Source organism: Streptomyces sp. NPDC017202 (assembly GCF_044331705.1).
Lineage (GTDB): Bacteria > Actinomycetota > Actinomycetes > Streptomycetales > Streptomycetaceae > Streptomyces.
This window is the reverse complement of record NZ_JBIRNP010000022.1, coordinates 66,790-82,386: the sequence shown is the minus strand read 5'-3', so window position 1 is coordinate 82,386 and position 15,597 is coordinate 66,790. Positions and strand designations below refer to the sequence as shown.

General features: G+C 73.3%; 17 protein-coding genes. 9 read left to right on the top strand and 8 right to left on the bottom strand.

The annotated features are described in order from the left end of the window. The first annotated feature begins 185 nt into the window (after nucleotides 1-185). Complete coding sequence (locus tag ACH4N1_RS29750) at nucleotides 186-1,391, top strand: acyl-CoA dehydrogenase family protein (RefSeq protein ID WP_398102085.1); 1,206 nt, start codon at nucleotides 186-188, stop codon at nucleotides 1,389-1,391. Between the two features lie 36 nt (nucleotides 1,392-1,427). On the opposite strand, the gene ACH4N1_RS29745 is transcribed toward ACH4N1_RS29750, so the two are convergent. Beyond that, a complete protein-coding gene (locus ACH4N1_RS29745) occupies nucleotides 1,428-1,865 on the bottom strand; it encodes a cell division protein SepF (RefSeq protein WP_398102082.1) in 438 nt (145 codons plus the stop codon). A 345-nt stretch (nucleotides 1,866-2,210) separates the two neighbouring features. Here ACH4N1_RS29745 and ACH4N1_RS29740 point away from each other — a divergent pair, with 345 nt between their 5' ends. The 3 genes from ACH4N1_RS29740 (at nucleotide 2,211) to ACH4N1_RS29730 (ending at nucleotide 6,255) form a co-directional block, all read left to right on the top strand. After that, entirely contained in the window at nucleotides 2,211-3,392 is a 1,182-nt protein-coding gene (locus ACH4N1_RS29740; RefSeq protein WP_398102079.1) for a DUF5685 family protein, read from the top strand. A 550-nt stretch (nucleotides 3,393-3,942) separates the two neighbouring features. Next, nucleotides 3,943-4,848, top strand: coding sequence for a S1 family peptidase (locus ACH4N1_RS29735; RefSeq protein ID WP_398102076.1), 906 nt, complete (start codon nucleotides 3,943-3,945; stop codon nucleotides 4,846-4,848). A gap of 324 nt (nucleotides 4,849-5,172) precedes the next feature. Continuing rightward, on the top strand, nucleotides 5,173-6,255 hold the full coding sequence (locus tag ACH4N1_RS29730; protein WP_398102073.1) for a S1 family peptidase: 1,083 nt from the start codon (nucleotides 5,173-5,175) through the stop codon (nucleotides 6,253-6,255). A gap of 194 nt (nucleotides 6,256-6,449) precedes the next feature. Here ACH4N1_RS29730 and ACH4N1_RS29725 read toward each other — a convergent pair whose 3' ends face one another. Together ACH4N1_RS29725 and ACH4N1_RS29720 are read right to left on the bottom strand one after the other, a co-directional pair. After that, on the bottom strand, nucleotides 6,450-7,487 hold the full coding sequence (locus ACH4N1_RS29725) for a DUF3533 domain-containing protein (protein WP_398102070.1): 1,038 nt from the start codon (nucleotides 7,485-7,487) through the stop codon (nucleotides 6,450-6,452). Between the two features lie 290 nt (nucleotides 7,488-7,777). Beyond that, nucleotides 7,778-8,152, bottom strand: a complete 375-nt coding sequence (locus ACH4N1_RS29720; RefSeq protein WP_398102067.1) for a cupin domain-containing protein — start codon at nucleotides 8,150-8,152, stop codon at nucleotides 7,778-7,780. Nucleotides 8,153-8,250: 98 nt separating this feature from the next. Here ACH4N1_RS29720 and ACH4N1_RS29715 point away from each other — a divergent pair, with 98 nt between their 5' ends. Next, nucleotides 8,251-8,694 carry a MarR family winged helix-turn-helix transcriptional regulator gene (locus ACH4N1_RS29715; protein WP_398102064.1) on the top strand — a complete coding sequence of 148 codons (444 nt, stop codon included), beginning with the start codon at nucleotides 8,251-8,253 and terminating at the stop codon, nucleotides 8,692-8,694. A gap of 171 nt (nucleotides 8,695-8,865) precedes the next feature. Continuing rightward, nucleotides 8,866-9,750 (top strand): esterase/lipase family protein, encoded by an 885-nt coding sequence (locus ACH4N1_RS29710; RefSeq protein ID WP_398102061.1) that lies wholly within the window; start codon nucleotides 8,866-8,868, stop codon nucleotides 9,748-9,750. 64 nt (nucleotides 9,751-9,814) lie between these two features. Here ACH4N1_RS29710 and ACH4N1_RS29705 read toward each other — a convergent pair whose 3' ends face one another. Continuing rightward, nucleotides 9,815-10,846, bottom strand: a complete 1,032-nt coding sequence (locus ACH4N1_RS29705; protein WP_398102058.1) for a lytic polysaccharide monooxygenase — start codon at nucleotides 10,844-10,846, stop codon at nucleotides 9,815-9,817. 141 nt (nucleotides 10,847-10,987) lie between these two features. On the opposite strand from ACH4N1_RS29705, the gene ACH4N1_RS29700 reads away from it, so the two are divergent. Further along, nucleotides 10,988-11,449 carry a GNAT family N-acetyltransferase gene (locus ACH4N1_RS29700; protein WP_398102055.1) on the top strand — a complete coding sequence of 154 codons (462 nt, stop codon included), beginning with the start codon at nucleotides 10,988-10,990 and terminating at the stop codon, nucleotides 11,447-11,449. A gap of 19 nt (nucleotides 11,450-11,468) precedes the next feature. On the opposite strand, the gene ACH4N1_RS29695 is transcribed toward ACH4N1_RS29700, so the two are convergent. Next, entirely contained in the window at nucleotides 11,469-11,603 is a 135-nt protein-coding gene (locus ACH4N1_RS29695) for a hypothetical protein (RefSeq protein ID WP_086772750.1), read from the bottom strand. Nucleotides 11,604-11,741: 138 nt separating this feature from the next. Between ACH4N1_RS29695 and ACH4N1_RS29690 the strand changes: the two genes are divergently transcribed. Continuing rightward, nucleotides 11,742-12,356 carry a class I SAM-dependent methyltransferase gene (locus ACH4N1_RS29690; RefSeq protein ID WP_398102052.1) on the top strand — a complete coding sequence of 205 codons (615 nt, stop codon included), beginning with the start codon at nucleotides 11,742-11,744 and terminating at the stop codon, nucleotides 12,354-12,356. On the opposite strand, the gene ACH4N1_RS29685 is transcribed toward ACH4N1_RS29690, so the two are convergent. Together ACH4N1_RS29685 and ACH4N1_RS29680 are read right to left on the bottom strand one after the other, a co-directional pair. Continuing rightward, the gene (locus tag ACH4N1_RS29685; protein ID WP_398102049.1) at nucleotides 12,353-12,853 is read right to left on the bottom strand and encodes a DUF402 domain-containing protein; all 501 of its coding nucleotides are present in this window, start codon (nucleotides 12,851-12,853) and stop codon (nucleotides 12,353-12,355) included. The genes ACH4N1_RS29690 and ACH4N1_RS29685 overlap by 4 nt on opposite strands. Further along, nucleotides 12,834-13,763, bottom strand: coding sequence for a GNAT family N-acetyltransferase (locus ACH4N1_RS29680; RefSeq protein WP_398102046.1), 930 nt, complete (start codon nucleotides 13,761-13,763; stop codon nucleotides 12,834-12,836). The genes ACH4N1_RS29685 and ACH4N1_RS29680 overlap by 20 nt, the downstream gene beginning before the upstream one ends. 70 nt (nucleotides 13,764-13,833) lie before the next feature. Between ACH4N1_RS29680 and ACH4N1_RS29675 the strand changes: the two genes are divergently transcribed. Beyond that, complete coding sequence (locus ACH4N1_RS29675; protein WP_366059206.1) at nucleotides 13,834-14,199, top strand: GntR family transcriptional regulator; 366 nt, start codon at nucleotides 13,834-13,836, stop codon at nucleotides 14,197-14,199. Nucleotides 14,200-14,366: 167 nt separating this feature from the next. Here ACH4N1_RS29675 and ACH4N1_RS29670 read toward each other — a convergent pair whose 3' ends face one another. Then, nucleotides 14,367-15,461, bottom strand: a complete 1,095-nt coding sequence (locus ACH4N1_RS29670) for a DUF5925 domain-containing protein (RefSeq protein WP_398102042.1) — start codon at nucleotides 15,459-15,461, stop codon at nucleotides 14,367-14,369. Between the last annotated feature and the right edge of the window lie 136 nt (nucleotides 15,462-15,597).

Below are 15,597 nucleotides of genomic sequence, written 5' to 3'. Positions count from 1 at the left end.
GCCCGCGTACCGCCTGAGGCGGTCCCCGCGGGGCCGGGCGTCGGCCGTGGTGGTGCGGCGCCGTCGGCCGCCCCCGTCCGCCACGCGCGTCGCGGGGGTGGGGGCTGGACGGGGTTCGCAGGGCGTCGTAACGTCGGGGGAGTCGCGTGACTAGCGGTGCTAGTTTTCAGGTTTCGGAGGGAATCATGTCGTCGTCCTCGGGGCCCGTGGGGTCTGTGCCGCCTCCTTTCGACCCGTCCGACCCCCTCGGGATCGACGATCTCCTGGACGACGAGGACCTCGCCGTACGGGACACCGTGCGCTCCTGGGCCGGGGACCGGGTGCTGCCGTACGTCGCCGAGTGGTACGAGAAGGGCGAACTCCCCCGGATCCGGGAACTGGCGAGGGAACTGGGCGGGATCGGCGCCCTCGGCATGTCCCTCACGGGCTACGGGTGCGCCGGCGCCACGAACGTGCAGTACGGGCTGGCCTGCCTGGAGCTGGAGGCCGCCGACTCCGGGATCCGCTCGCTCGTCTCCGTCCAGGGCTCCCTCGCCATGTACGCCGTCCACCGGTTCGGCAGCGAGGAGCAGAAGCGGGCCTGGCTGCCGCGCATGGCCGCCGGTGAGGTCATCGGCTGCTTCGGGCTGACCGAGCCCGACCACGGTTCGGACCCCGCCGGCATGCGGACCCACGCCAAGAAGGACGGCTCCGACTGGGTCCTGAACGGGCGCAAGATGTGGATCACCAACGGGTCGGTCGCGGGCGTCGCCGTGGTGTGGGCGCAGACCGAGGACGGCATCCGGGGCTTCGTCGTGCCCACCGACGCCCCCGGGTTCTCCGCGCCCGAGATCAAGCACAAGTGGTCCCTGCGGGCCAGCGTCACCAGCGAACTCGTGCTGGACGACGTACGGCTGCCCGCCGACGCCGTGCTGCCGGAGGTCGTCGGGCTCAAGGGCCCGCTCAGCTGTCTGTCCCACGCCCGGTACGGGATCGTCTGGGGCGCCATGGGGGCGGCACGGGCCTGTTTCGAGGCCGCCGTCGACTACGCGAAGTCGCGGGAGCAGTTCGGGCGGCCGATCGGCGGGTTCCAGCTCACCCAGGCCAAACTCGCCGACATGGCGGTCGAACTGCACAAGGGAATCCTGCTCGCCCACCACCTGGGGCGGCGCATGGACGCCGGCCGTCTGCGTCCCGAACAGGTCAGCTTCGGCAAGCTCAACAACGTGCGGGAGGCGATCGAGATCTGCCGTACGGCGCGGACGATCCTCGGGGCCAACGGGATCTCCCTGGAGTACCCCGTCATGCGGCACGCGACCAACCTCGAGTCGGTGCTGACCTACGAGGGCACCGTCGAGATGCACCAGCTCGTGCTGGGCAAGGCGCTCACCGGACTGGACGCCTTCCGCTGACCCCGAAAGGAGGCAGGGCCGGCGAGCGGCCCTGCCTCAGCTCTGGTTGAAGAAGCCGTCCGCGCGGCGCGCGGCCGGGTCACCGTTGACGATCTCGGTGTTGGCGGGGCTGAGCAGGAACACCCGGGTCGACACCCGCTCGATCGAACCGCGCAGCCCGAAGATCAGCCCGGCCGCGAAGTCGACCACGCGCTTGGCGTCGGTGGCCTCCATGGCCGTGAGGTTCATGATGACCGGGACACCCTCGCGGAACAGCTCGCCGATCGCCCGCGCGTCCCGGAAGCTGTCCGGGGTCACGGTGCCGATCCGGCGGCCCCTCTCCTGGGCCGTGTCGGTGGCGACCTTCACCCGCGGGTCGGTGACCCAGGCGTCTCCGGGGTCGGTCCCCTCGGAATAGTCGTCGTCGTAGTAACGCTCGTCATCGTTGTCGTCGACGAGGCCAAGCCAGGCACTCGCCTTGCGTACCGATCCCATGGACGCCTCCTCTCACAGCGGTCATTCTTGCTTTCCGCATTCCCCATGGTCGTCCATGATGCGGATGTCGCGCCAAGTGGATAGACGCCGCGCGGGGGGTTTGTGACGCTACTGGTGCACAGCCGATCCGTCGAGAGTCCAAGTGCCCCAAGGGTCGCGACTCATACGGCTGCTGACTGTGAGTGAAATATGATTCTTCCCGGCGGACGGGTGAGGGACGGAGCGGACGGGTGAACCGGGCGCGCCGTTCCCGCGTGGTGAGCGGTCGATACGATGCGGCGGCCGACGGCGGTCTCCATGGCCGCTCGACGTCGCAGGGATCGACACACATCACGGGGGATCGACATGTTCGGGATCGTCAGACCGTGCCGGCACCGGCTCGGTGAGGGGCTCACGACCCAGTGGATGGCGCATCTGTGCGGGCTCTGCCTCGCCCTGCGGCGCGATCACGGACAGTTCGCGCGGATCGTCACCAACTACGACGGCCTGCTCGTCTCCGTCCTGACGGAGGCTCAGGCCGAACGGACCGAGGGCGCGCGGCGTACGGCCGGGCCCTGCCCGTTGCGCGGTATGCGCTCCGCGTCCGTCGCGCAGGGTGAGGGGGCCCGGCTCGCGGCGGCGGTCTCGCTGGTGCTGGCCGCCGCCAAGGTGCGCGACCACGTCGCCGACGGGGACGGGCTGCTGGCGCGCCGCCCGGTCGCCCTGGCCGCGCGCCGGGTGGCCACGGGCTGGGGGCGGGCGGGCGCGCGCGGCGGCTCGGCCGTCGGCTTCGACACGGCCGTCCTGGTGGACGCCGTGGACCGGCAGGTCGGCATCGAGGCGCTCGCCGGGCCCGGCACACCGTTGCTGACCGTCACCGAGCCGACCGAGACGGCCACCGCCGCGGCCTTCGCCCACACCGCGGTCCTGGCGGGCCGGCCCGGCAACGCCGAGCCGCTCGCCGAGGCCGGCCGTCTCTTCGGCCGGCTCGCGCACCTGCTGGACGCCGTGGAGGACCGGGAGACCGACGCCGCGTCCGGCGCCTGGAACCCGCTCACGGCCACCGGGACCTCCCTCACGGAGGCGCGGCGGCTCGCGGACGACGCCGTGCACGGGATCCGGCTGGCGCTGCGCGACGCCGAGTTCACGGACGCCGGGCTCGCCCACGTGCTGCTCGTGCACGAACTGCGCACCTCTGTGGACCGGGCCTTCGGCACCGCCTCGTGCGGACACGCGCACGCGCCGGAGCAGTACGGGCCGCCGCCGGGCAACCCCTACGCCCCGTCCGGCCCCGGCGGTCCGCCGCCCCCGCGGCCGCCGCACCGGGACCGGCGCGGACTGCTCGCCGGGTGCGCGGTGTGGGCGGGCCTCGCCTGCACGTGCCAGATGTGCTGCGGCACGTACGAGGACCCGTGGACCCGGGAGCCCAAGGAAGGGCTGTGCCAGCGCTGCGACTGCGACAACTGCTCGGACTGCTGCGACTGCTGTGACTGCTGCGGGAAGTGCGGCGACGGCTGCTGCTGCGACGGCTGCGGCTGCGACTGCTGAACCGCGCCCGGCGCAGGTGCCGTCGGTGATCGGCCCGCCGACGACCCCTCCGGCGCGGCCGACGCCGGCGACCGTCCCGCCCGCCGCCCTCTCGCCCGGGGCCCCGGTGCCGTACCGGCGCAGGGCACGAGCCGGGGCGCGGGCCCGGCCGGTCGGTCCGTACGCGGGAGGGCCGGAGGGAGTCCGGAGGGGTTGCTTCCGGACATCCCGTGGTGCGGGTGGCCGAAGGGGCGGGAGCGGGGCCCGCGGCGTCGGTGCCGAGGCGCCGACGCCCTTGCGTACGAACCGAGTTGCTCTGTACCGAGGCGCTTCGTGCCGGACGGCGGGAGGGGCTCCGGGCGGGCGGCCGGGGCCCGACGCGCACAGGTGGTTCAAGGGCTGACGGCCGAAAGGCGCCCTTGCGCCGACCGTCCGTTCGGCCGAATACTCCCCCTCAGCGCTTGTCAGGGGCATGGCTTGTTCGGAATCCGGACACCCGGTGGCCCTCGACTGCGCCTCACGGGCCCCGACCCCACGCGGGCCCCCGATTTCCCCTGGGAGGGAACGAAACGTGAGGATCAAGCGCACCACCCCCACCAACGGCATCACGAGACGCACCCGGCTGATCGCCGTCACCACCGGTCTCGTGGCCGCCGCCGCCGTCGCCATCCCCCACGCGAACGCCGCGGACAGCACCCCCTTCAGCACCGCCGAACTCAAGAGCGCCGGCAGCGCGGTGCTCAAGGCCGACGTCCCGGGCACCGCCTGGGCGGTCGACAGCAAGACCAACCGGCTCGTCGTCACCGTCGACAGCACGGTGTCCCAGGCCGAGATCGCGAAGATCAAGCAGCAGGCGGGCGGCAACGCCGACGCCCTGACGATCAAGCGGACCGAGGGCAAGTTCCAGAAGTACATCCAGGGCGGCGACGCCATCTATGCGAGTAGCTGGCGCTGCTCCCTCGGCTTCAACGTCCGCGACAGCGCGGGCAACTACTACTTCCTGACGGCCGGTCACTGCACCGACGGCGCCGGCACGTGGTGGTCCAACTCGTCGCACACCACGACGCTCGGCACCACAGCGGGCTCGAGCTTCCCGACGAACGACTACGGCATCGTCCGGTACACCAACACCTCGGTCGCCAAGGCGGGCACCGCCGGCGGGGTGGACATCACCAGTGCGGGCACCCCGTCCGTGGGCACCACCGTCTACCGCGACGGCTCGACCACCGGCACCCACAGCGGACGGGTCACCGCGCTCAACGCGACCGTCAACTACGGTGGCGGCGACGTCGTCTACGGCATGATCCAGACCAACGTCTGCGCCGAGGGCGGCGACTCCGGCGGCTCGCTCTACGGCAGCAACGGCGTGGCCTACGGCCTGACCTCCGGTGGCAGCGGCAACTGCACCTCCGGCGGCACGACGTTCTTCCAGCCCGTGGTGGAGGCGCTGAACGCGTACGGCGTCAGCGTCTTCTAGCCCGGACGCGCGGCCTTCGGCCGACAACAGGGGAGCCCTCGCACGCGGTCGGCGTGCGAGGGCTCCCGCGTGTCCGCGCGGGTCCACCGGGACCGACGGTATGTGCAATGCGAACTGATTTCGCCGCGGCCCGAGTCGGCCGCCGGTCCGGCCCCCAGGTGGTGAAGGCGGGAAGGGCGCGCGGTGTTCACCCTGTGCGCGTCCACGGTTCGACCTTGTGTGCTCCCTGTGCGGTTCGGAAGAGTGGGCGCCCGTCAACCCAGCCTTCCGGGCCGGGCGGCCCCCACTGCCGTCCGCCCCGTCCCCCCCACCGGAGGACCCGAGTTGAAGCACCGACGCATACCCGGGCGACGGGCCGTCATGGCCGGAGCGGGCATCGCCGCTCTCGTCGCCGCGGGTGTCACCTTCCAGACTGCGAACGCCAGCGAAACCCGGAGCACCCCCGAGCCCCGGCTGCTCTCCGCCCTCGCGGCCGGACAGCTCGGCTCGACGCTCCGCGCCGACCTCGGCGCCGACGCGGCCGGCCTCTACTACGACGCGCGGAGCAGGAACCTCGTGGTGAACGTGCTCGACGAGGCCGCCGTGAAGACTGTCGAGGCGGCCGGCGCCAGGGCCAGACTCGTCCGGAACTCCCTCGCCGAACTGACGAGCGCCCGCGCGACGCTCAAGGCGGACGCGACCGTCCCGGGCACCGCCTGGGTGGCGGACCCGACCACCAACAAGGTGGTCGTCACCGCCGACCGCACGGTCTCCGCCGCCGAGTGGGCCCGGCTCACCGAGGTCGTCGAGGGCCTCGGCGGCAAGGCCGAACTCCGGCGCACCAAGGGTGAGTTCACACCCTTCGTGGCCGGCGGCGACGCGATCACCGGAGGCAGTGGGCGCTGCTCGCTCGGCTTCAACGTGGTCAAGGGCGGCGAGCCCTACTTCCTGACCGCCGGTCACTGCACCGAGTCCATCTCGACCTGGTCGGACTCCTCCGGTGCCGAGATCGGCACCAACGAGACCTCCAGCTTCCCCGGCGACGACTACGGCCTGGTCAAGTACACGGCCGAGGCCGACCACCCGAGCGAGGTGAACCTCTACAACGGCTCGGCCCAGGCGATCACCGGCGCCGCCGAGGCCACCGTCGGCATGAAGGTCACCCGCAGCGGCTCGACGACCCAGGTGCACGACGGCACGGTCACCGGCCTGGACGCCACCGTGAACTACGGCAACGGGGACATCGTCGACGGCCTGGTCCAGACCGACGTCTGCGCCGAGCCGGGCGACAGCGGCGGCTCCCTCTTCTCGGGCACCAGCGCGATCGGCCTCACCTCCGGCGGCAGCGGCGACTGCACCTCGGGCGGGGAGACGTTCTTCCAGCCGGTCACGGAGGCGCTGTCGGCGACGGGCGCCCGGATCGGCTGACGCTTCGGTCTCCGCGTCCGGACTCGGCCTCCCGGACTCGGCCTCCCGGACTCGGCCTCCCGGACTCGGCCTCCCGGGGCCGGTCCGAGCGGGTGGGCGGCTTCGCGGCGGCCACCCGGCCCCCCACCCGGCCCTCGGCCGGGAGGCGCCCCGCGCGACGAGCAGGGGCGGGACTTCCGCGTCGTACCGGCGCCTCAGAGGCGGGCGCGCCGGGTGCGCAGGGCCGCCGCCAGCAGGGTGATCGCGGTTCCGGCGACCGCCCACGCCGACAGGACCAGCAGGGCGGACGTCATGGCGTTGCCCTCGAAGTACGCGATCGACCGCGCGGCCCAGGTGCCCGCGCCCGGCGGCAGGGCCGGGCCGATCGCCTTCCAGAAGGGCGGCAGCAGCGGAGGCGGGAGGGCGCCGCCCGCGCTCGGGTTGCCCAGGATCACCACGATCAGGATGGCCAGGCCGATACCGGCGAGCCCGAGGACGGCCTGGCAGGCGAGGGTGGCCGCGCCGACCGCGAAGACGATCAGGGTGCCGAGCCCCCAGAGGGCCGGGAAGCCGCCGGGCAGCGCGCCGAGGACCGGCCCGGCGATCAGGGCGCCGCCGAGTCCGCCGAGGAGCGCGACGAGAACCATGGCGGCGAGCCGGATCGTCGCCCGTCGCGGTGTGGAACGGGCGGCACCCGCACTGATCGTCATGATCGACGCGCAGAGGTAGCCGCCCACGCACCAGCCCACGGTCACGTAGAAGGACGACAGTCCGTTGGCGTCGCTCGTGTCGGCCGGGGCCACGTCGACGGTCCGTACCGTGCGGCCCTCGGACTTCTCCACCCGGACGGTGAGCGTCTCCAGGGTGGTGGCCAGCACCCGGCCGCCTCCGGTGGCGACCAGGAGGGTGTCGGTGGTGCCGGCCGGGCCGACGATCAGCGCGCCGTCGATCGTCCGGTCCAGGACCTGCTTCCTGGCCGTCGCCCGGTCGGCCACCGCTCGCGGGTCCAGCGGCCCGCCCGGGAGCCCCGCCAGCCGGGTCACCGTCCGCTCGGCCACGGCCTGGGGCGCGACGACCCCGAAGGGCACGTCCCTGGGGCGCGGGTCGTGCAGTGCGCCCACGTAGGAGGCGATGAAGAGCAGGTGCAGGGCGAGTACGCCGATGACCAGCAGGGTGGCGCGCGGGGTGACCGCGTCCTTCACCTCGGCGAGGAAGGGACGGTCGGGAGGCGGTGCGCCGGGGACCTGTGACATGTCCCCACAGTCCGGCTTCCAGGGGAGGGGCGCAGGCGGGAGGGAGCCGAACGGACGTCATACCTGTGTTCGAGGCGTGGTCCACCGTGAGGGCGGGGGAGCGGGGGAAGCGTTCGGAGACGTGTTTTCGAGGACCGCTCAACACCGGGCACACGCGCACCGGCCACAGCGGGTACGACGGGTCCCCGTACGGAAGGGCCGCCCGTCATGACGCGGGCCGCAACGGGGTGGGCCGCACGGGGTGGGCCGCCTGACGGAGCCGGCCCGCTCCGAGCTGTTCGCCGCCGGGGTCAGTTCGCCCACGGGGGAGTGAGCAGGGTTCCGTCGGCCAGTTCCGCCGTCAGGCCGACGGAGGTGGTGACCCAGGTGAGCGCGGTGTGACCGGTGGGGTTCTCCACGCTCAGGGTCGACCCGGCGTTGACGATCACGGTGTCGCCCGCGCCGACCCGCTCGGTGCGGCCGTCGAGCGTGAGGGCCAGCTCGCCGACGAGGATGTGGAGGATCTCCTCCCGGCTGACGGTGTGCGCGGGAGCCTTCGTCCCCGGCGGGATCTCGCCCCGCCAGGCGGCCAGCTCCTTGCTGCCGGTGCCGGGAGTCGCGTACGAGACGAAGCGGGCGCCGTGGATCTCGTGCGTCACGGCGTCGGAGGAACGGACGAACGGCATGGGTGTCTCCTCGGAATGTAGTCAAGCTGCTTGACCGAATGGGCTGTCTTCATGGTCAAGCTGCTTGACCGAAACGTCAAGGGTGTTTGAATGCGGACGTGCAGAACTCCGAAGCCCTCGCCCTGACCGCCGCCCTGCTCGCCGCGGCCGGCGATCTCACGCGACGCATCAACGACGGTGTGGAGGCGCGCGGTTTCGAGGGGCGGCCCGCCTACGGCTTCGCCTTCGCGCGGCTCGCTCCGGACGGGGCGACCGTCACCGAACTGGCCGCGCACCTCGGGGTGACCAAGCAGGCCGCCAGTCAGCTCGTCGACGAGCTGGTCCGCAAGGGGTACGCCGAGCGGCGGCCGCATCCCGTGGACGCGCGCGCCCGGCTGGTCGTCCTCACCGAACGGGGCCGGGACTGCACCCGCGCCGCGGAGGAGGCCGCCGCCGACGCCGTACGGACCTGGGCCGAGGTCCTGGGGGAGGGGGAAGTGCGCGTGTTGGGCGACCGTCTGGCGCGCATCGCCCCCCACGGCCCCCTCAGGCCCACCTGGTGACCCGCCGTCAGGCGCCTCCGCCGCCGTCGGGCGCCGCCGGAAGTTTTACCGACGCGTAACTTCACACTTCACCTACTCGCCCGTAACTTGACGGGTGAACAGCATCCTCGTGATCCGGATCACCAGGCGTAAGGCCGTCGAACTTTCCTTGAGCCGCGAGGAGATCACGCGATGCTGCCCTGGAAACGCCTGCTCAGACCGCTCGCCGCCCTGCTCCTGGCGATCGCGGCCACCGCCGTCCCCGCCGCCACGGCCGCGACCACCGCCCACGCCGCCACCGCAGCCACCGCCTCGAGCCGGGGAGGCTGGAACGACTACGACTGCGAGCCCTCCGCCGCCCACCCCCGCCCCGTCGTCCTCGTCCACGGCACCTTCGGCAACTCCGTCGACAACTGGCTCGGCCTCGCGCCCTACCTGAAGCACCGCGGGTACTGCGTCTTCTCCCTCGACTACGGCCAGTTGCCCGGCGTTCCCCTCCTCCACGGCCTCGGCCCCATCGACAGGTCGGCGGAACAGCTGTCCGCCTACGTCGACAGGGTCCTCGCCGTGACCGGCGCCACCGAGACCGACCTCGTCGGCCACTCGCAGGGCGGCATGATGCCCCGCTACTACCTCAAGTTCCTCGGCGGAGCCGCCAAGGTGAACGCCCTCGTCGGCATCGCCCCCAGCAGCCACGGCACCACCCTCGCCGGGCTGACCAACCTGCTGCCCTTCTTCCCCGGCGCCGAGGACCTCCTCACCGCCGCCACCCCGGCCCTCGCCCAGCAGATCGTCGGCTCCGACTTCATGACGAAGCTGAACCAGGGCGGCGACACCGTCCCCGGCGTCCGCTACACCGTCATCGCGACCCGGTACGACGAGGTGGTGACGCCGTACCGGACGCAGTTCCTGAGCGGGCCGAACGTCAGGAACGTCCTCGTCCAGAATCTCTGCCCGCTCGACGTGTCCGAGCACGCGCTGCTCGGACTGACCGACCGGATCGCCTTCCACGAGGTGGCCAACGCGCTCGACCCGGCCCACGCCACCCCCACCACGTGCGCGTCCGTCCTCGGCTGACGGAGGTGGTCCCGCCGGGGCCTGTCCGGCCTGAGCCGCCGGTCAGGCCCCGGAGTCCGTCGGGTCAGCGGCCGCTCCGGCCACCGCCCACCGCGCGCCGCCGCACCGACGCGAACAGCACGCCCGCCCCCAGCGCCAGGACGGCCGCCCCGCCGACCGCGAGGTACGGCGTGCTGCCGTCGCCGCCGGTCTCGGCGAGACCGGCGGCGGTCCCGGCCGCCTTCGGCTCGTTCGCCTCGGGGGCGGGGGGAGCCGACGTCGGGTCCGTCGTGGTGGCGGGGTCGTCGTCGCCGTGACCGCCGTGCTCGACCGTCGACTTGTCGGCCCCCTCCTCGATCTGCTCCTCGGACGGCGCGGACGCGGCCGGCGCCGGGGTGGAGCCGCCGGTCGGGCTGCCGGTGGAACCGCTCGCGGAACCGTTCTCCGCACTGTCCTGCGAACCGCTCTCCGCCCCGTCGAAGGCGACGTCCGAGCAGGAGTAGAACGCCTCCGGACTGTCCGAGCGCTGCCACACCGCGTACAGCACATGCCGCCCCGAACGCTCGGGCAGCGTGCCGGAGAACGTGTAGAAGCCGCCTGCCGCGACCGGGTCGGTGGCCGTCGCCACCGGATGCTCCAGATCCAGGTCGGACCAGGCCAGCGGCTGCGCCGGGTCGTAACCCGGCTTGGTGACGTACACCGTGAAGGTGCCCTTGTGCGGGGCGGTCACCCGGTACGCGAAGGTGGAGGCCCCGCCGCGCACGCTCGTCGCCGGCCAGTCCGCGCGGGCCAGGTCGAGGCCCTTGAACGCGGCGTTGTTCGCGCTGCACAGCCTGCCGTCCGGGATCAGCTCCCGGTGCCGGCCGGCGGCGTCGCCGATGCGGATGCCGTTCCAGTCGTACAGCGCCTGTGTCCCGCCCGCCGCGACCGCCGCCTTGCAGGCGTTTGACCGCGGACTCTCGGGGCCCTCCGCGTAACACTGCGCGACGCGGCTGACCGGGTCGCCCATCGAGCCGTGCGCGGCCGCGGGACTCGCGACCAGCACGGGCAGCGCGGTCAGGGCCGGCGGGATCAGGCCCAGGGCGGCGACGGCGGCGGCCTTGCGGCGTGCGGGCATGGGGGATCTCCTCGGAACCGGTGCTGACGTGTGCCGGAACCAAGAAACCCCGAAAACGCCCGGCGGAGAGTCCCGTGGGCGATCTTTAGGGTCCCCTTAAGGACCTGCTGAGGCAGGGATCAGGTAGGTAGCGTGCACGGTATGACCAGCGACGAGATCCGGCCCGCGACACAGGCCGACGTATCGGCCGTCACCACCGTGACCGATGCCGCGTACCGCCCCTACATCGAGCGCATCGGCGTCGTGCCGCAGCCCATGGAGGCGGACCACGCGGCGGACGTGGCGGCCGGGAAGGTGTTCGTCACCGGGGACCCCGTCATCGGCCTGGTGGTGGTCGAGGAGTCCGGGGACGGGCCGTCGGGCCACCTGCTCCTCAAGAGCATCGCCGTCCACCCCGACGCCCGGGGGACGGGCGTGGGGCGGCGGCTGCTGCACTTCGTCGACACACACGCGCGTGCGCTGGGCCTGCACGAGGTCAGGCTCTTCACGAACGCGCTCATGTGGGAGAACCAGCGGATCTACCCCAGGTACGGCTACCGGGCCGTGGAGCGCCGGGTCGACGGGCCCTACGACCGCGTCCACTACCGCAAGCGACTGGACTGACGCGGACCGCGGGCGCGCCTCACCCGTCCGGCCACCAGGTGCGCGCGATGTCCTTGCGCACCTCGGGGCGCCCGGCGGGGCGCTCGTCGGTCTCCTCGCGGATCCTTCGGGATTCCGTCTTCTTCAGGGGCTTCTGCACGGTCGTACGGCGCATGGCTGCCTCCTTTGGGGCCACCGAGTTCCGCGTTCTCACGGAGGCAGACCCGTTCCGGGAGAGTTCCTCATCGCTGCCGTTCTGTCAGTGGTGGCTGTCACGATTCGAATGTCAGTGGCGGGTGTCACTCTTGAGCACATGGCAAACCTGAGTGACGGGACGACTTCGGCGCGTGTCGACTGGGACGCGCTGGCCGCCGCCTTCGACGAGGAACCGGACCACGGGCTGCGCGACCCCGACGTGCGTGCCGCGTGGGCGGACCGGCTGCGCGGCTGGCTCCCGGACCGCCCCGGCGACCTGCTCGACCTCGGCTGCGGCACCGGCAGCCTGTCGCTCCTGGCCGTCGAGCGCGGACACCGCGTCACCGGCGTCGACCTCTCCCCGGCCATGATCGACCGGGCCCGCGCCAAACTCGCCGGGCGTGACGCGGTGTTCCTGGTCGGTGACGCGGCGGCGCCCCCGGTCGGCGAGGAGCGCTTCGACACCGTCCTCGTACGGCATGTGCTGTGGACCCTGCCCGACCCAGGCCGCGCCCTGCGGCGCTGGTGCGACCTGCTGCGCCCCGGAGGCCGGCTCGTGCTGGTCGAGGGCGTGTGGGGCACCGTCAGCCCCGTCGGCATACCGGCGGCCCGGCTCACCGCCCTGCTGACCCCGCTCACCGGCCACGCGCGCGTGGAGCGGCTCTCGGACGACCCGCGGCTGTGGGGGAGGGCGGTGCGGGACGAGCGGTACGCGGTGGTGGCGACCGTCTAACGGGTCAGTTCCCCGAAGCGGTCACCGCGGGCCAGCGCCTCCAGCTCGTCGAGCGCCCTCACCGCGGCGGCCGCCGCCTCCGGGTCCCGCTCGGCCAGCCCGCTCCGCGCGAACTCGTCCTCGTCCAGCCGCCGTACGTCGTCGCCGCCGGCGGAGCGCCACAGGTCCAGGTCGAGATCCTCCACGGCCAGCTCGGTGCCGGTGAGGGTCGCCGGGCGGGTGACGTCGCAGTACCAGCCCTTCAGCGCGCCGGACGCGCCGCGGACCTCCTTCACGGCGTACCAGCGGTCCCGCCAGTAGTACTCCGTGAAGACGTCACCCGGCTCGAACCGCACGAAGCCGAAGTCCCGTACGCCCTCGCCCGCCCAGGGGGCCAGGACGGCGATCCTCGTTCCGTCGTCGGAGAGCAGCTCGGCGGGGTAACGGATCTTCGTCCGGCCGCCCTTGACGAGGACGACGTCCACGAGCCGGACGGGGTCAGCCGAGTTCACGGGCATGGCGCACCTCTGTCGCACAGATCTCGTAGCCGAACCACTTGTTGACGGCGAGCATCGGGCCGTTGCCGGTGTCGTTGCCGGTGAACGCCTCCCGGTGTCCCGCGGCGCGGGCACGGTGCAGCGAGGCGTTCTTGACGAGCTTGGCCAGGCCCCGGCCGCGGTGGGCGCGGGCCGTGCCGGTCATGCCCGTGGAGTAGCGGGTCGTGCCGTCCGTGCGGGCCGCGGTGAAAGCGGCGGGACGGCCCTCGACGACGGCGACCGCGGTCAGGTCGAGGTCGAGCAGCGGATGCCGCCAGGTCTCCTCCAGCCAGGCCTCGTAGTCGGTGAACCCGGCGTCGATGTCGCCCGGTTCGTCCGCGGTGACCTCGGCGTCCAGCTCGAACAACGGGCGGGGGTCGTCCGCGAAGTCGGCGGCGGTGCGCAGTTCGACACCGGCCGGAGGGGCCTGGAGCGGGGGCAGCGCGCGGTTCGCCAGGTCCAGGCGGAGGAAGTGCGCGGAGCGGCTCGCCCGGTAGCCGCGCCGCTCGGCGAAGCCGCGGTCGTCCGGCTCGTCCAGGACCCAGGCGAACGACCGCGTCGCCCCGTGCGCCGCCAGGTGCTCCTCGCCCGCCCGGGTCAGCCTCGACCCCGCCCCGCGGCCCCGGTGCGCGGGGTGCACGTACACGTTGAGGAAGCCCTGGCCGGGTTCCGGGCTGTCGTGGGCGAGACCCGCCTGGGCCGTGCCGACGATCTCGCCGTCGGCCTCGGCGACGAGCAGGCGCAAACGGGCGTCGGGACGGGTGCGGGTGAGGTCGTGGACCACGGAAGCCGGGGTGGACACGATGAACGGCAGGGCGGCCCGCCGCACCCGGACGAAGCCCTCCACGTCCGCCGGCACCCCGGGGCGCAGATCGCGCACGATGACGGTCATGCGCCGCACGCTATGCGTCCGGCCCGCCGGGATGCCTCCCATTTTCCGGCGGGTGCGGGACAATCGGGCCGTGACCTTGAAGATCGACATCGTTGAGGGCGTCGCGCCGTACGAACAGGTGAGGGCGCAGATCGCCGAGCAGGCCCGGTCGGGGGCGCTGCCCGTGGGCCATCGGCTGCCCACCGTGCGGGGCCTGGCCGAGTCGCTGGGCCTGGCGGCGAACACGGTCGCCAAGGCCTACCGGGCGCTGGAGACGGACGGCGTGATCGAGACCCGCGGGCGCAACGGCACGTTCGTCGCCGCCGCGGGCTCGGCGGCGGAGCGGGAGATCGCCGCCGCCGCGCAGACCTACGCGGAGCGGGCCCGCCGGCTGGGCCTGGGCGAGCAGGAGGCCCTGGCGGCGGTCCGGGACGCCCTGCGAGCGGCCGGCGGCTGAGAGGTGCGCCGGGGGCGGACCCCTCACCGGCCGGCCGGCAGGGTCCTCGCGCGTGTCGTTCCGGGAGGGCCGGCCGCTCGGCCCGCCGGCCCGGCGAGGGCCCGCGTCGGGCGCAGTAGTCCCGCCCGCTCCGCGAGTCGCCCGAACAGCAGCGCGAACGAGAAGCCCTACAGGTACAGCCCGGCGTCGGCCCCGCCGCGGGGCTCCGGCAGCGACGTGGGGGAGGCGCCCCGGCGCAGTGCGTACAGCTCGGCGAGGGTGGCGCCCTCACGGCCGACGCCCTCCTCGGTGCCGAGCCAGTCCACCGCCTCCCGGCGGGTCAGTGACCCGACCTCGATCCGGGCCAGGCAGCGGCCCGGCCGCACGACCGCCGGATGCAGCCGCTCCAGGTCCTCGTTGGTGGTCACCCCGACCAGGACGTTGCGCCCCTGGCCGAGCAGGCCGTCGGTGAGGTTGAGCAGCCGGGAGAGGGCCTGGCCCGCGGTGTGCTTGGCCTCGCCGCGGATCAGCTCGTCGCAGTCCTCCAGCAGGAGCAGCCGCCAGCGGCTCTTGCCGGGGCCGTCCTCCTCGCCGATCGCGATGTCCATCAGATAGCCGACGTCGGAGAACAGCCGCTCGGGGTCCAGGACGCAGTCGACCTGGCACCAGTCCCGCCAGGAGCGGGCGAGGGTGCGCAGCGCGGAGGTCTTGCCGGTGCCGGGCGGGCCGTGCAGCAGGAGCAGCCGGCCGGCGATGTCGTCGGGGGTCGTCCCCATCAGGCGGTCCATCGCCTCGGCGACGGGGGCCGTGTAGTTGGGGCGGATCTCGTCCCAGGTGCCCGCGGCGATCTGGCGGGTGGTGCGGTGCGGCCCGCGCCGCGGGGAGACGTACCAGAAGCCCATGGTCACGTTCTCCGGCTGGGGCTCGGGATCGTCCGCCGCGCCGTCGGTCGCCTCGTCGAGCACCTTCGCGGCGAGTTCGGCGCTGGTCGCGGTGACGGTGACGTCCGCGCCGCGGTTCCAGCGGGACACCAGCAGCGTCCAGCCGTCGCCCTCGGCGAGGGTGGCGCTGCGGTCGTCGTCGCGGGCGACGCGCAGCACGCGCGCGTGGGGCGGGACCAGGTCGGCGCCGGAGCGGACACGGTCGATGTTCACCGCGTGGGAGTACGGCTGCTCGCCCGTCGCGAAGCGGCCGAGGAACAGCGCGTCGACGACGTCGGACGGGGAGTCGGAGTCGTCGACGTTGAGCCGCATCGGCAGGGCGTCGTGTGGGTGCGCGGACATGCCCGCCATGATCCGGCACCGGCGGTCCGTGTGCACCCGGTTTCCGTACTGCGCGCCGGTGTGTCGGATCTGTCCGGTGCGCGGTGTGCCGGAAGGCGCGGCCGGGGCCTGCTCCCCCGGCCGCGCCTCCCGGCGC